Source organism: Leptolyngbya sp. FACHB-1624, from assembly GCF_047649235.1.
GTDB lineage: Bacteria > Cyanobacteriota > Cyanobacteriia > Leptolyngbyales > Leptolyngbyaceae > Leptolyngbya > Leptolyngbya boryana.
On sequence record NZ_CP180258.1, the window covers coordinates 1,343,260 to 1,356,549 of the forward strand.

The following is a 13,290-nucleotide window of genomic DNA, read 5'->3' on the forward strand; positions in this document are numbered from 1 at the left end:
GGGCTACTCCAAATCCACGCCTAAAAAGCGATCGAGAAACCGAGTTCGCCAAGCGAGTCGCACGATCAATCCCCACTCTAGCGCAACTAATCCTAGGAAGAGACAGTCCTGCACACTAATTTGAGAAAGCTCAAAAAACGTTCGGAGCGGCGGAATAAATAAAATGAGTAAATAAACAACCAGCAGCGCTAACGCAACCCAGGTATAGCGCCAATCTCCGCTCAGCGGTTCTCCTCCCACCCAAGCGGTTGTCGGTGGTTTTAAGAATGGGATTAACAGCAGTTCACAAAATACTAAAATTGTCACAAGTGCAGTCCGAGGAATATTGAATTCGATCTTAGTTAGACCAATATTCGGAGGTAAGTCTAAAGCAGCGCTGACTAAATAAAATAGATACACTGTCAGTGACACTAAAGTGATGGTAATTGTCGCAGGAATCACAAAATGGAGCATTGATCGGACTAAACTCCGTTTCTGGCATTCTCCCGGTTGCGCCCAGATTGGAATAAAAGTGGTTGGAATGCCAACTCCAATCAACGTGACGATCGCACTATGTTTGTTTAATAAGGGGAAGCTATCTGAGACAATCGCGATCGCAAAAATCAACAACGCGACACAACTCAATCGCACCATAAAGAGCTTAACGACATCTCGAATGCCATTCTGGATCCGTTGTCCTTCCAAAAAAGTATGCGGTAATGCTTCAAATGTATCTTTGAGCAACACAATGTCCGCAATGCTGCGAGTCGCTTTACTCCCGCTCTCCATTGCGATTCCGAGATTCGCCTGTTTCAGCGACAGCACATCATTCACACCGTCTCCAGTCATCGCGACATAAGAACCGCTGCGTCTCAGGCTGCGAACGAGTTGTGCTTTTTGCTGAGGTGTAATGCGCCCAAATACGTTGTAGTTTCTTGCCGCCTGCACAAATTGAGCGTCATCCATTTGAGCCAGTTCTGCCCCGGAGATGACTCGAACCTCGTCGGTGAAGCCCGCCTGTTTTGCTAATGCTGCAACGGTTTGGGGATTGTCTCCTGAAATGATTTTGAGCGTGATGCCTGCTTTGACAAAGCCTTGTAGAGTTTCCTGTGCAGAAGGGCGAAGTTGATCCGAAAAACAGAGAATTCCTAGCGGGTTGAGCGGCGGAAGAGTTGTCTCGATTTCAAATTCCGTATGGGCAAACAAAACGACTCGAAATCCCTGATTTACCTGTTCATCGATATAGTTCAGAATTTCGTCTGTGACCGCGATCGACTTCATGAGGATTTCTGGTGCACCCATCACGTAGGTTCCGGGGAGATCTTCAAATGCGATCGCGCTCCATTTCCGCGCTGATGAAAAGGGAATCTCATTCCGAATCGGCTTTGCATATCCAGAACAGGCAATTAAAACAGCTTCACTCGTCCGATTTCCAGACGCAGTACTCGCCGCAAAATCCCCAATCAACCATTTCAGTTCTTCCTCAGGAATTCCTAATGGATGGAGAGAATGAAGTTCAATCTGATTCGTGGTCAATGTGCCCGTCTTATCTAAACACAAGACATCAATATTACTGAGTGACTCGACGGCATTCGTTTGCTGAATCAAAACATTTTGTCCTAACATCCGAATTGCACCCATGGCATATGCAAGCGTGATTGCTAATAACAATCCGGCTGGAATCAATCCAGCGATCACGGCAGCACGCTGCACAACTTCATTAAGAGTTTGCGATCGACTAATGAAACTAATGCCAACGAGCAACCATAAGAACGATGCTAAGAGTAACAGAATCCGAATGATGAGATTAATCTCAGCTTGCAGCGGAGTATAGACTTGGCGAAATTCTCGCGCTCCCACTGTAAGCTGATAGGCAACCGTATCCGCTCCAACTTTCTGCGCCTCATAGCAAGCCGTTCCACTGACACAAAAGCTGCCCGAATAGACAGGTTTCTCTGCGACTTTTACGATCAGATCTGATTCTCCAGTCAACAAAGATTCATCAATTTCGACTCGCCCCTCTCCAACAATTTGTCCATCGACGAGGACTTGATCACCTGGGCGCAGCACCAGTACATCGCCGAGAACGATTGCACAGGGATCGATATTCACCTCCTGCCCGTTGCGAATCACGGTTGCATGAGGTCGATTCAGTAAGGCGATTTCGTCTAACTTTTGCTTTGCCCAAATTTCTTGCACGATTCCAATTACAACGCCGCTAAAAATAATCACCGCTACGAAGACGGCATCGCTCGGGCGTTGTAGCAGAATGAAAACGCCGCTAATCGCAAAAAAGACGGCGTTAACAAAGGTAAACAGGTTTTCTTGCAGGATGCGTGCATACGATCGACTGGTTGGCAGTTTTACGTCGTTCGTATTGCCTGCTAACTGTTGATCTCGAACTTCTCGATCGCTTAATCCGGGGAGCATCGCCATGAATCACACATTGTCTCTATCAGGTGATGACCATTATCATAGATGCTCTTTCCCGGTTCAAATGATTCGTTGCAGATTGCGATCGCTCAATCCCAAATGTTTCAGGCTACACTTTCTTGGCTACGAGTGTTGAACTCTCATACCACTGCTTCGTGTGCTTGGAGACACGAGTCATTGAGCAAATCCAAACGGCTCTTATCCGATCGCGATCGACCCCAACAGCCGCGCTACAATCTCATGTGCTCGTCTGCCGCTCGCTGCAATCATCCGATGGGCTAACACATGCGGTGCGATCGCTTTGACATCATCTGGAATGGCGTAATCTCTGCCTTCTAGAAATGCAAAGGCTTGAACTGCTTTCTGAAGCGCAACTGTTCCACGGGGGCTGACTCCGAGAAGGATTTCTTCATCGTGTCTCGTCGATCGCACAATGTTCAATAAATACTGCTGAAGCGAAGATTCCACTCGAACTAAAGCACACTGCTGTTGCAGTTCTCGAATCTCATCCAGCGTAATGCAAGGCGGCAACTCTTCAACGCGCCGTCCTGATTGCAACCGCTCCAGCATTTTCAATTCTTCTGCTTCCGTCGGATAGCCCAGAGAAAGCGACAACGCAAATCGATCCATTTGCGCTTCGGGGAGCGGAAACGTGCCCTGATATTCCACCGGATTCTGAGTTGCAATGACGAAAAACGGCTCTGGAACTTTGCGCGAGGTTCCATCGATCGTCACTTGATGTTCTTCCATTACTTCGAGCAATGCCGATTGAGTTCTGGGCGTGGCTCGGTTAATTTCATCGGCTAACAAAACATTGGCAAAAATCGGACCTGCCATGAATTCAAACTCGCCCGTGCGCGGATTCCAAACGTTTGTCCCAGTCACATCGGTTGGCAGTAAATCGGGAGTACATTGCAACCGTTGGAACTTGCCTTGAATCGATTTCGCTAAAGACTTTGCCAGTAAAGTTTTTCCGACTCCAGGCACATCTTCAAGCAGTGCGTGACCTCCAGAAAGCAGCGCAACTAAAACGAGTTGAATCGCTTCTTCTTTACCGACGATCGCGGTTGCTAAGTGTTGCGTGAGTTGCTCAATTCGATCGCGCATAGGGGAAGCTCCATTAGAACCTGTTCATCATAGCCAGAGTTCCCCAGAGTGGCGATGATCGTAATCTAGACTCGCGATCGCGCAGGTTCTGATCGCAGTCGCCGCACTCCACTCAGCAAAAGCCATCCTAAAAAACACCCGATCGCATAAGGCGGAAAATCCGACCACACAAAGGTATTTCCGAGGACTAAACGACCTGGCAATGTGGCACGAATCGCTTGTAGAAAAGGAGGTTGCCAAAGTTGCAGAAACTCAATCGCACAAGAAAAACAGAACACTGCGATCGCAGTTTTGGCGATCGAGAATTTTGGAAAGCAAAACTGCACGAGCGCCATCCAAAAAATCTGATAAGCCAAGCTGCCTGAAATATCTGTTATCCAACCAGGTAAAGCCGTCGTGAATCGCACGAAGTACCCTAGTGGAACAATTAAGATAATGGTCAGCAGCACCGCAAGACGGTAAGGCATAAAGTTTAAGTTTGGGCGAGTTGGGTTGGAGTCGATTCAGATTTACCCTGATCGATCGCTTCCAGAATGCCCAAAAATTCTCGTTCAAAGGTGACTTGAGCACGATTGGTTCTGCCTCCAATGTAGATGGCTCCATCTTTCTCTAATCCCCAAATCTGCGAGTGAGAAACATAGCTCATAATCACACCGAGCATCAGTAAGCCGAAGCCGAGATAGACAATGGGAATTCCTGGATCAGCTTTGATTTGCAGTCCAGTACTGCCGATCAGATCCACGATCGATAATTTCAATCCTTTCACATCAACCGCCATGCCTTTACGCACCGTTGCGATCAGCTTGCCGTCCATGTCATAGACCAGTAACAAGCCTTGTAAATCTTTAGCAACGAGAGACACGCCATCACTCATATCGGGCTTCAACGGCAGCCAGGTTCCCCAAATTCGCCCGCTGCCCTGGTCAATTCTTGCCATCGGCGATTGCAGGACTGGGCTGTTGTTGAGTCGAACTTGAATTGCCGCGATCGACCAATCTGCCTGATAGAGCGTTACGCCTTTGTGTTTCAGGGGTTCATTGACGTGAATGGTTTTACGATCGACTTCTTTTCCGTTTTGATCGAGCACAGAAAGATCCGAGTAAAACTGATCGATCTCTCCAGTCGGCAAGTAATCAATCCAAAATCGATTGACTTTCACAGACCAATCTTTCGGAATCTGCGGAGCCGCCCAAATTCCCGCATCCGTTACGTTGTCAATCTGAAATGTGGCTCCACTGGGAACCATTTCTTGAGCAATAAAGCCCGTCATCGCACCGATAATGCCGCCTAGCAGAATCAGCAACATCGCGGCATGAACCACGATCGGACCAATTCGCCCAACAATTCCTTTGTGCGCGTAAAGCTTGTCACCGTCTTGAAAAATTTTGTACTTGCGCTGTTCCAGCAGCGGTAAAAGCTGATCAATTCCAGCTTTGGGGAACTCGGCACTTAACGCAAATTTGCGAAACTGACGCGGCTGACTGTAGAAATTCCAAGTTCGCGAAAACCAGCGCAGCGCAGGCAATTGGCGCGTAAATGTACAAGCGGTCAAACTCGCTCCAAACAGAATCAGTAACGCTAAATACCACCAAGTTCGATACACATGATCAAGTCCGGCTGTCAGCAGAACTTTCCAAGTGAGAAAGCCGAAGAGAGCAGGCTTTTCAGGGTAATTCGCTTGATAAAACTGAACGGATTGTCCTTGCTCAATGATTGTTCCAGCGATACTAAAAACCGCGATCGCGAGTAAAAGCACGATCGCTAATCTCAAATCGGCTAAAACGGGCAGCAATTCTTTTTTCAAATACCGCTTGGGAGCGTTCACTAATTCTGTAAAAGTCATCTTCTAAAACACAAATCGCGACATTAACGAAAACACACCAAATCCCACAAGCAACACACCACTTGTTGGCGTAATCCAACCCGACCAACGCCGCAACTCCAATAATTTCTTAATCGCTGCGGTGAATGTTCCGGCAATAATCAACGGCGCAACATATCCAGCCGTATAACACAGTAAAAGCGATCCACCCAGAATCGGATCTTTTGTCGTACTAATCCAAGCTAAAATTGTCGCCAAAACCGGAGTGCTACAAGGCGACGCGACTAAACCGAACATCACTCCTAATAGATACGATCGCACACCTGTCGGCAATTCTTCAGAGATCCAATCTGTTCCTCCAATCGTCGGCATCTGTAACGGCAACGCTTCTAATAAATTCAATCCCATGATGATCGCGACAACGCTAATCACGATCGGTAAACCTGTCCCAACCTGCCCATACACTCTGCCAAATAGCGTTGCTGCAATGCCCAGTCCTGCTAAGGTCGTCGCCAATCCTAGGGCAAACCAGGTGGATTGTGCCGCAGCCTGTACCCGAGATTTTGCTTCATACCCGCCGATATAGCCCACCGTAATCGGCAACATCGACAGCGTACAAGGCGTTAAACTCGTCAGCAATCCTGCCGCAAAAATTACCCCAATACTGACCGGAGTAATATGCGTCAATTGGCTAGAAACTAAGCGATCGGCAAATTGCGAAAGCTCATAAAGTTGAGTCTGGAACGTATCAAACATGGTTAAGCAATCCGAAGCGCCTTTCCCATTCTACCGATTTAGCGCGACGGTCTGGGTTTCATTCGTCGGGTTCTCGCTTCTGCAAATGAAACAATTTTGGGATTTTCGGAGATCGGAGATACGCTTGCTTCACTGCTTTCTCGTGCGACCCGAATCAACAATGCTGCACAGACGAGACTAGAAATCATTGAACTCCCACCGTAACTAAACAACGGCAGAGGTAATCCAGTCGTCGGCAATGCACCTGTTGCTACACCAATATTCAGCAAAGACTGACCAACCATGATTACCATGACCCCGATCGCGACCAATCGATGAATGGCATTTCGCGCTTGTTTTGCCACAATCAATGCCAAGGTCGCATAAGCAATCAGCATCACCATAAATGCGAAACACCCGATTAAACCAAACTCCTCAGCAAAGACTGCAAAAATGAAGTCGGTATACTGAATCGGCAAATAAAATAATTTCTGTTGAGAAAGCCCAAATCCTGTTCCGGCAAATCCTCCTGAGCCGATCGCTAACAAACTTTGGATGAGCTGATAGCCATCTTGCAAGGGATCAGACCAAGGATTGAGAAATGACATGACTCTGCGGCGTTGATACTCTCGAATACTAATACTCAAGGTCGCCAAAAATAGCCCTCCAACCGCTGTTCCGCCTAAATAGAGATAGGGTAATCCGGCAGCCAAAGCGACGAGCCATAATGCCATTCCACAAAGAGCAGTGGTACTGAGATTTGGCTGAAGGAGAATTCCGATCAGCATCAGCCCAAACAGTCCAATCCAAGTCAGTCGCACTCGCCAAGTCAGTCGTTCCCATTGTCCAAAAATTCGAGCGCTCTGCAAGACCAGAAATGGCTTAATCAACTCCGAAGGCTGAATCAAAAATGGACCGACTTCAAACCAACGCTGTCCTCCGTTTACTTCTCGCCCAATCACAGTTGTCAGAAAAATTCCGCCGAGCAGCGAGATAAATCCTAAACTTGAAACGCCCTGAATGTAGCGCAGGGGAGCGTGAATTAGGACGTTAAACAGAATCATGCCTAACGCGATCGCGATTAGTTGCCGTTTGAAGTAGTACAACCCATCGCCGATCGCGTCTCCGACAGGATATGAGGCACTAAACATTACCGCCAATCCTACAAACAACCACACAAAGGTCAGCCAGCGCAACAAGCGAGGCGTGACTGCCCAGTCCATTGCAGTTGTGTCAAAAAACGGAATGAAGTGCCGCCAGTTCATCGATTTGCTAACTCCGATCGCAATTTTTCCAAGTCATCGAGTAGAAACACCGTCAATTGTCCTGAGTAAGCTTTGCCGACATCGGTTTGAGCAATCTCAAGCCAGTAGGCAAATTGTTCTCCCTGCCGTAATTCTCCTTGCAAAGCGGCAATTTGAGGGTTTTGTTTTTGCACCGCTTCTTGAATTCGGGAGTCTGTGGGATAAGATTTGACGATCTTTGCTTGCTCAAAGTCACGGGCGATTTCAAATCCGTAGATCGATCGCACTGATTCTCTGAGTCGAGCTAGGGTTACGCCGTTTCGCATATCAAACAGAGAGAGAGTTTCACTGCGAATGATACGTCTTCCGGGGGCAAAGCGCGCCAATTGTCCCGGAGGATTTAACGACGCATGAAATGTAAACTGCTGCGCGGACGAATTAATGCGCCGCACTAAAAATTTTTCATTTTGGCTCGGTCGCACCGTGGAATTAGATTTCATCCATACGGCAGCTTCGTCGAGTGTTTGTCCTGGAATGGCTTGAGCCGGAGCCGCCATCAGCAATATTCCACTTAAGATTACGCCAATCTTTCTCATATGTTGACTCCAAAAAAGACAGGCTTATCATTCACCGTCCCGATGGTTTTCGAGTCAGATCATTGTAATGGAGTTGTTTGAGATTGGCGGATTTTTTGGAGAGGGTGTTTGTCGATCGCGCTTAAAATAGAAGCAATTCAATCGATACAGAAATATGGCAGAACTCACACTGCAATTAGATCCAGCACTGCTCCAGAAAGTGAATCGCTGGGCAGAGAGTCGAGGAATGTCTGTGAATGAAGCGATCGCAGCTTTAATTGGGCAGATTCCGAATCAAGATTCATCCCTAGACCTGTCTCCGTGGACTCAAAGCTTGGTTGGGACTTCTGGGCAGGAAACTGAAGTGCTGGACGATGAAACGTTGCGGCAGCAGTACCTTGACTATTTAGAGGAAAAATATAAGTGAAGCGGGTAATTTTTGATAGTGATGTGCTGTTGGATGTCTTTCTACACCGACAACCCTTCTTCATAAATTCTGCTTCAGCATTAGATCGGGTTGGGCGAGGAAACGTTGAAGGATTTGTATCTGGACATGCCATCACGAACCTCTTCTACCTCATGAGGAAGCCTTTAGGAAGCGAGAGAAGCCGAGAATTACTCTCGATCTTGTTGGAGAAAGTGAGAGTGGCTTCAGTAACACACGAAGTGATTCAGATTGCGATCGCGAGTCCAATTTCTGATTTTGAAGATGCAGTAACTAATGCGGCGGCTCAGGCAGCATCGATTGAAATTATTGTCACTCGCAATACGAAGGATTTTCGCCAAAGTATCATTCCGGCGATGATACCAGAAGATTTCTTGCAAGTCTCGATTTGAGCAGTTGCACTCTTGCCCTGCTATTACCCTGAATTGCTTGAAGTCTCTAGGAGTTCTTCGACAAACTGATACAGTTCAGCCGTTGCTCTCTCTTCTAACTGCATTTCTTTCAATCCGATCAATCCCTTTGCTAATTCGGGGGCACGATTTTTATAGTGATTATGTGCTGTCAGCAAATCTGTGAAAATTTCTTGCTCAATCTGAGTCCGACTTGCATCTTCTGGAATTGGAGAAGCAAACTCCACGGACTCTGCCTCATATTTCAATAAGAAAATGAGTGCATTACTGAGTTGCTGTAGCTCTTGCTGAAGCTTACGAACATCGAGATCTAAGCGATCGAATCCCACCTGTCCTTCAATTCGCAATTCCACCATTGGACGCACATCGGGATTCAGTTCTTTGGATCGAATTGCCGATTGGACGAGTTCGATCGCATTTTCCTGAATCTGCTCTAAACTTTCCTGCCCGCGTGCTTTCAATTTCAATCGCACCCATCGCCGCTGCTGATAATCTTGTTTCAGTTGAGCGTCAATGCCTTGTTCGCTCAGTTCAACAAGGAAAACACCGCGATCGTATTTCGCTTCTTCAACGCTATTGGTTTCAGTTGATCCAGGGTTAAAAATCCATCCCTGCTCGATGTAGCTTTTATGGATATGTCCTAAAGCCAGATAATCCACGCCTGCCTCTTTCAACGGTAGCAAATCGTTATACTTCAATGCACCTTGATATCGAGCAATCTGACCTTCTAGCCCTTGATGAAACAGCATTACGGTATGTCCTGGACTGGGCGGAAGCGCTTGCATTGCTTCTGACAATTGCAAAATTGCTCTCGGTGCAGATGCTCCATACCAACGCGAGCCTAAAACTCTCACCCCACAAGGCAAATCATAATATCCACCCGCAATGCCATCCCACGGTTCGTAAACAATGCGATCGTCTACTCGGTCAGGTTCTAGCAAAATGACCAATTCATCTTCAGCTAGATATTTCAGCCAACTGGTCACAGTTCCATAGGGGCGATTATCGTGATTTCCTTCGATCGCAATCACTGGAATTCCAGCTGCTTTTACCATCTGAAAACAAATCTTTGCCTGATTGAGAATATTCGGCTGAATCACCCGATGCTCGAATAAATCGCCTGCAATGATCACAAAATCAACTTGAGTGTCGATCGCATATTTTTGTAGTGCATCCTCGAACGCCAAGTAAAAATCCTTCGTGCGTTCTTTGCTGTCGTAGCGATCGAACCCCAAATGAACATCAGCCAAATGTAAAAATCGCGGCATTGCATTCATCCATGAGCAGTAAGAACGAGTTTACTATTAAAACCCAAAAGCTGTAATTTGAGTCTTAGATTATCGCTGCAAGTCTTATGAGTCTAGCGATCGCAAAATGAGTGTAAAAACTGTAACTGCCAATGGAGTTTCGGATTTCTGAGAATGGCAGCTACAACTGGAACGATTGAGGCAATTGCATTTCCAGCAATTTTGATCTCAATCGATCTCGTGATCGACAGCTAGAGAGATAGCTCGGTGTCGCATAATAACGATATGGCTATCACTCTTACTCACTACCAAGTTCTTGACCTCCAACCAACCGCGACGCAAGCGGAGATTAAGCAAGCCTATCGGCGGTTGGCAAAGGAATTTCACCCCGATACCAATCGGGTCAGTTCGAGTCATGAAAAAATTTCTCGGATCAATGCAGCCTACGAAGTTTTAGGCGATCCCCAAAGACGGCGTTCTTACGATCAGCAGCTTCAGTATGCAGAGGTTGGCTACTCAGAAGCAGGTGTGCGATCGCGAAAAGAACGCACCGAAGCCGCTCAAGCGCACTACCGCAGACGAAGACAAGCCGAGGAGCAAGAAGACAATCAGTTGAAACTTTGGTTGAAAGCGCACACGTCAATCAATCGCGTTTTGAACCAGATTATTCGTCCTTTGAAATCTCAAATTAATGAACTCGCAGCCGATCCCTTTGATGACGAGTTAATGGAGAATTTTCAGGCGTATTTAGAAGAATGCCAAGAGCTGTTAGGCAAAGCGCAAAAAACGTTTCAGTCCACACCCAATCCCCCAAACGCCGCGGCTGCCGCCGCCAATCTCTATTACTGCTTGAATCAACTCAGCGATGGCATCGACGAATTATTCTACTTCACGAATAATTACGACGATCATTATCTTCGCAATGGGCGCGAACTGTTTCGGATTGCAGAAGGATTGCGTCGAGAAGCACAAGCTGCCGTCCGTGAAATTCCTCGGTAATTTCTACTTCATCTCACTGGTAGATGTGAATGGAGTTTTGGCTTGACTAGGATTAACCCCAGTCGTGATTTGAGTTACAGAATCTTCATGAATGATTAGGTTAACATCTGATTAAGAGAGGTTAAACTGAAAATCTTGATAGATTCAGAGATCCTTTCTTCCTCTGTTGTAGGAGTCACTCGCACCGTGCAACCCAATGAGCTGGATCGCCCATTGAAGCGCAAGTTTAAATTTTTCATGTGGAGATAAGAACGATGGCAGACCAACACAATTTCTTTTACCCCCGCAGTCGCTACCGGGGTCAAGTCAAACCAGAGAACTTGGTGTTTAATGCGAACTTGCAGGAATTTTCTCAGCGAGTGTCGTATATCTGCTGTCTAGAGACAGGCGGTAAGATGACGCCAGAAGAGTCGTATCAAGAAATTCGATCGCTGTGGAAACAGTTGAAGAAGAGCCGTAAGCAACTTGGTATTTCGACTGGCCCTTCTCCTGACTCCGGCGATATGGCAGTCTAGCAACATGAAATCGAAAAAAAAACGCGATCTACTCACTGAGCGATCGCGTTTTACATACATTAAGTTAGTTTAATAGCTATCTTCTCCAGGCACTTTGAAGGGATCTTTCTGACTTGGCAGTTGTTCGAGAGAAGCGTCTCGAATTGCTTGCCAGAGGGGAAGAGATTCTTCTTCAGTTTGCCAATCTGTTGCGTTGTAGCGTCTTACCGCTTCATCGACTTCCTGTAGCGTGTGGAGAACGGGTCTGACCTGTACATCTGCCATACAACACCTCTATGTGTTCTAGAGATTTGGGTTTGACACCATTTTACTCGTCTTAGAAAAAACGATGTGACATGCGCTACAAATTCTCCAACTTATTGAAGTTTGTACGCATTCGGTAACGAAAATTCATAAATATCCGTGATGACTTGTATCCATCCCGTTACCAGTGCCGCTAAAAGACGATCGCCTTTTTCTTTAGATGCAGTTGTGGGATCTCCTAAAACGCCACTTTTACTCAGATCGCGAGTCATCCAAGCAAACGGAAGCGCCCCCTCCATACTCAGCACACCGTTTTGTGGTTCACCGAGCGGATATTCTGCGGCGGCGCGATCCATTTTGACCTGATCCGGCAAAATCGAAAGTAGCAAGCTCGTCTCGGCATCACCCGCATGAATCCCTAGCTCTAATTCTTTCGGCGTGAGCAGCTCAGTCGCGATCGCGCTAATGGTCGGAACTTTCCAGGTGAACAACGGGAAAACTGCAAAATTCTCGTACTGCTGATGCAAATCCCGTGCAGCAATTTCGAGAATTTGGGGCTGTCCTCCATGAGAATTCATGAACACGAGCTTACGAAATCCGGCTCGATAGATGCTTTCTGCAACTTCCATCAAAATTGCGAGTAAGGTCTGTGTACTCAGCGTAATCGTTCCTGGAAAGTGCCAATGCTCATTCGATTTGCCATAGTACAACGGCGGCAAAGCATAGGCTGGAATGCTTGGATCTAACTGCGCTAATGCTTTGCCAAGAACGGCGACACTGATCGCAGAATCAACGGCTAAAGGCAGATGTGCCCCGTGTTGTTCGATCGCACCCATCGGCTGCACAATCACGACATTCTCCTTATTAGGCATTGCTTGGATATCTGTCCAAGTGAGATAAGGAAAATAGCGATCGCTCGGGATAAACCCATGCATCATACAACCCCCGGTTCTGCATAGCCTTGCAGACTTTCAGGATCAAATGCTCTGAGACTTCGAGTAGCTTGCCGCACTAACACATCTGACCCATTCACAACAATCAGATACTTTCCAGCATTGATGCGATTTCGATACGGCAAAGCATCTCCGCCACCGATGACTAAACCAACTCCGCCTCCGACAAAGACACTGCCCATCAGTCCTGACAATGCACCTAAAACGCCAGCAATCAAAGGGCTGCCAATCTCACCTGCCCAAGCAAATGTATCTAATCCGGTAATCAGATTGAATGCACTCCCGCCGACAAACCCAAACGGCACAAGCCAAGATGCCATCAATCGAACTTGCTTTCTTGCTTGTTCATTTGGATCGATCAATCCGTATTCATCAGCACTCTGATAGCCGCGACCCAAAATTGCCACTTTGTCCATCGGTAAGCCTTCTGTTTCTAAGGCTGAGTAGGCTGCTTCGGCTTGTATACGATCTTTCAAAACTGCAACGAGATAAGTCATTTTCTACCTTTTAAGATTGCTTCTGCGGTTCATTCTAAGACTGACATCATGGGCGAAGGATTTTGAGTCACTCCGCTCAATTGCCC

Annotated in this window: 15 protein-coding genes; 4 read left to right on the forward strand and 11 right to left on the reverse strand. The window is 46.9% G+C overall.

Annotated features, from left to right (window positions below; genetic code table 11):
- Positions 1 to 3 precede the first annotated feature (3 nt).
- The 7 genes from ACMUEV_RS06185 to ACMUEV_RS06215 form a co-directional block, all read right to left on the reverse strand.
- The gene (locus ACMUEV_RS06185) at positions 4 to 2,415 is read right to left on the reverse strand and encodes an HAD-IC family P-type ATPase (protein ID WP_190653099.1); all 2,412 of its coding nucleotides are present in this window, start codon (positions 2,413 to 2,415) and stop codon (positions 4 to 6) included.
- A gap of 195 nt (positions 2,416 to 2,610) precedes the next feature.
- The gene (locus ACMUEV_RS06190; protein WP_190653100.1) at positions 2,611 to 3,519 is read right to left on the reverse strand and encodes an AAA family ATPase; all 909 of its coding nucleotides are present in this window, start codon (positions 3,517 to 3,519) and stop codon (positions 2,611 to 2,613) included.
- A gap of 65 nt (positions 3,520 to 3,584) precedes the next feature.
- Positions 3,585 to 3,986 carry a DUF2809 domain-containing protein gene (locus ACMUEV_RS06195; RefSeq protein WP_190653101.1) on the reverse strand — a complete coding sequence of 134 codons (402 nt, stop codon included), beginning with the start codon at positions 3,984 to 3,986 and terminating at the stop codon, positions 3,585 to 3,587.
- Between the two features lie 5 nt (positions 3,987 to 3,991).
- Positions 3,992 to 5,362: a cytochrome c biogenesis protein gene (locus tag ACMUEV_RS06200; protein ID WP_017290014.1), complete on the reverse strand. Its 1,371-nt coding sequence runs from the start codon at positions 5,360 to 5,362 to the stop codon at positions 3,992 to 3,994.
- 3 nt (positions 5,363 to 5,365) lie between these two features.
- Positions 5,366 to 6,097: a cytochrome c biogenesis protein CcdA gene (locus ACMUEV_RS06205; protein WP_017290013.1), complete on the reverse strand. Its 732-nt coding sequence runs from the start codon at positions 6,095 to 6,097 to the stop codon at positions 5,366 to 5,368.
- A 38-nt stretch (positions 6,098 to 6,135) separates the two neighbouring features.
- Positions 6,136 to 7,341, reverse strand: coding sequence for an FtsW/RodA/SpoVE family cell cycle protein (locus tag ACMUEV_RS06210; protein WP_190653102.1), 1,206 nt, complete (start codon positions 7,339 to 7,341; stop codon positions 6,136 to 6,138).
- A complete protein-coding gene (locus tag ACMUEV_RS06215) occupies positions 7,338 to 7,916 on the reverse strand; it encodes a hypothetical protein (protein WP_242044745.1) in 579 nt (192 codons plus the stop codon). Before ACMUEV_RS06215 ends, ACMUEV_RS06210 begins: the two co-directional genes overlap by 4 nt.
- A 154-nt stretch (positions 7,917 to 8,070) precedes the next feature.
- Between ACMUEV_RS06215 and ACMUEV_RS06220 the strand changes: the two genes are divergently transcribed.
- Together ACMUEV_RS06220 and ACMUEV_RS06225 are read left to right on the forward strand one after the other, a co-directional pair.
- Positions 8,071 to 8,322, forward strand: a complete 252-nt coding sequence (locus tag ACMUEV_RS06220) for a DUF6364 family protein (RefSeq protein ID WP_190653103.1) — start codon at positions 8,071 to 8,073, stop codon at positions 8,320 to 8,322.
- Positions 8,319 to 8,732, forward strand: a complete 414-nt coding sequence (locus tag ACMUEV_RS06225; protein WP_190653104.1) for a PIN domain-containing protein — start codon at positions 8,319 to 8,321, stop codon at positions 8,730 to 8,732. Before ACMUEV_RS06220 ends, ACMUEV_RS06225 begins: the two co-directional genes overlap by 4 nt.
- Before the next feature lie 23 nt (positions 8,733 to 8,755).
- Here the strand turns inward: ACMUEV_RS06225 and ACMUEV_RS06230 are convergent, their stop codons facing one another.
- A complete protein-coding gene (locus ACMUEV_RS06230; RefSeq protein WP_415354743.1) occupies positions 8,756 to 10,027 on the reverse strand; it encodes a metallophosphoesterase family protein in 1,272 nt (423 codons plus the stop codon).
- Between the two features lie 255 nt (positions 10,028 to 10,282).
- On the opposite strand from ACMUEV_RS06230, the gene ACMUEV_RS06235 reads away from it, so the two are divergent.
- Positions 10,283 to 10,996: a J domain-containing protein gene (locus tag ACMUEV_RS06235; protein WP_190653106.1), complete on the forward strand. Its 714-nt coding sequence runs from the start codon at positions 10,283 to 10,285 to the stop codon at positions 10,994 to 10,996.
- 254 nt (positions 10,997 to 11,250) lie between these two features.
- Positions 11,251 to 11,511: a hypothetical protein gene (locus ACMUEV_RS06240; RefSeq protein WP_190653107.1), complete on the forward strand. Its 261-nt coding sequence runs from the start codon at positions 11,251 to 11,253 to the stop codon at positions 11,509 to 11,511.
- Positions 11,512 to 11,580: 69 nt separating this feature from the next.
- Here the strand turns inward: ACMUEV_RS06240 and ACMUEV_RS06245 are convergent, their stop codons facing one another.
- The 3 genes from ACMUEV_RS06245 to ACMUEV_RS06255 form a co-directional block, all read right to left on the reverse strand.
- Complete coding sequence (locus tag ACMUEV_RS06245; protein WP_190653108.1) at positions 11,581 to 11,775, reverse strand: hypothetical protein; 195 nt, start codon at positions 11,773 to 11,775, stop codon at positions 11,581 to 11,583.
- Positions 11,776 to 11,867: 92 nt separating this feature from the next.
- Positions 11,868 to 12,692 (reverse strand): creatininase family protein, encoded by an 825-nt coding sequence (locus ACMUEV_RS06250; RefSeq protein WP_190653109.1) that lies wholly within the window; start codon positions 12,690 to 12,692, stop codon positions 11,868 to 11,870.
- On the reverse strand, positions 12,689 to 13,204 hold the full coding sequence (locus ACMUEV_RS06255) for a hypothetical protein (RefSeq protein ID WP_017290003.1): 516 nt from the start codon (positions 13,202 to 13,204) through the stop codon (positions 12,689 to 12,691). The genes ACMUEV_RS06250 and ACMUEV_RS06255 overlap by 4 nt, the downstream gene beginning before the upstream one ends.
- Positions 13,205 to 13,290 lie beyond the last annotated feature (86 nt).

What these genes read in the sequence shown, in the direction of transcription:
- ACMUEV_RS06185 (WP_190653099.1), bottom strand. Translation starts at nt 2,415, where the DNA reads ATGGCGATGCTCCCCGGATTAAGCGATCGAGAAGTTCGAGATCAACAG.
- ACMUEV_RS06190 (WP_190653100.1), bottom strand. Translation starts at nt 3,519, where the DNA reads ATGCGCGATCGAATTGAGCAACTCACGCAACACTTAGCAACCGCGATC.
- ACMUEV_RS06195 (WP_190653101.1), bottom strand. Translation starts at nt 3,986, where the DNA reads ATGCCTTACCGTCTTGCGGTGCTGCTGACCATTATCTTAATTGTTCCA.
- ACMUEV_RS06200 (WP_017290014.1), bottom strand. Translation starts at nt 5,362, where the DNA reads ATGACTTTTACAGAATTAGTGAACGCTCCCAAGCGGTATTTGAAAAAA.
- ACMUEV_RS06205 (WP_017290013.1), bottom strand. Translation starts at nt 6,097, where the DNA reads ATGTTTGATACGTTCCAGACTCAACTTTATGAGCTTTCGCAATTTGCC.
- ACMUEV_RS06210 (WP_190653102.1), bottom strand. Translation starts at nt 7,341, where the DNA reads ATGAACTGGCGGCACTTCATTCCGTTTTTTGACACAACTGCAATGGAC.
- ACMUEV_RS06215 (WP_242044745.1), bottom strand. Translation starts at nt 7,916, where the DNA reads ATGAGAAAGATTGGCGTAATCTTAAGTGGAATATTGCTGATGGCGGCT.
- ACMUEV_RS06220 (WP_190653103.1), top strand. Translation starts at nt 8,071, where the DNA reads ATGGCAGAACTCACACTGCAATTAGATCCAGCACTGCTCCAGAAAGTG.
- ACMUEV_RS06230 (WP_415354743.1), bottom strand. Translation starts at nt 10,027, where the DNA reads ATGAATGCAATGCCGCGATTTTTACATTTGGCTGATGTTCATTTGGGG.
- ACMUEV_RS06235 (WP_190653106.1), top strand. Translation starts at nt 10,283, where the DNA reads ATGGCTATCACTCTTACTCACTACCAAGTTCTTGACCTCCAACCAACC.
- ACMUEV_RS06240 (WP_190653107.1), top strand. Translation starts at nt 11,251, where the DNA reads ATGGCAGACCAACACAATTTCTTTTACCCCCGCAGTCGCTACCGGGGT.
- ACMUEV_RS06245 (WP_190653108.1), bottom strand. Translation starts at nt 11,775, where the DNA reads ATGGCAGATGTACAGGTCAGACCCGTTCTCCACACGCTACAGGAAGTC.
- ACMUEV_RS06250 (WP_190653109.1), bottom strand. Translation starts at nt 12,692, where the DNA reads ATGATGCATGGGTTTATCCCGAGCGATCGCTATTTTCCTTATCTCACT.
- ACMUEV_RS06255 (WP_017290003.1), bottom strand. Translation starts at nt 13,204, where the DNA reads ATGACTTATCTCGTTGCAGTTTTGAAAGATCGTATACAAGCCGAAGCA.